1 other RNA gene is annotated in these 342 nt (G+C 50.0%); it reads right to left on the bottom strand.

Features of this window, described 5'->3' with window-relative positions:
• Nucleotides 1–341: a transfer-messenger RNA gene (gene ssrA / locus AAHH18_RS18270) on the bottom strand; the annotation flags it as partial.
• Between the last annotated feature and the right edge of the window lies 1 nt (nucleotide 342).

Here is a 342-nt window from a genome sequence, read left to right as displayed (position 1 = left end):
CTCCGCTGTCGGTACTACATGCGTAGCCGTGTCTATTAAGTTAACCCTCAGCGACCCGACGGGCAGGGTGCTTTGGGCGAGCTGTGTAAGTTTTAGCCGATTCGTCCACAGCGTACTGCACGGCGATTCTGTTCTATATGACAATCATTTTGGGTTTACAGACATCCCCTGATGATTGCTGGAGCCGAAGCTACCAGAAGTGCGGCTAGGCTGCTTACGCAGCTAGTTGAGCACCGTAGTTTTCGTCATTGGCAACTATAGAAAGTTGCAACAGTGGATTTACGAGTTCTGTTACCAACTCGGCATGCACCTAAAGTTTCATCACCGGCGTCGAATCCAAAT

This window comes from Cellulomonas olei (genome assembly GCF_039548315.1).
In the GTDB taxonomy this organism is placed as follows: Bacteria; Actinomycetota; Actinomycetes; order Actinomycetales; family Cellulomonadaceae; genus Cellulomonas.
Note: the sequence above shows the minus strand (reverse complement) of the source record. Positions and strands in the feature narration are given on the sequence as shown.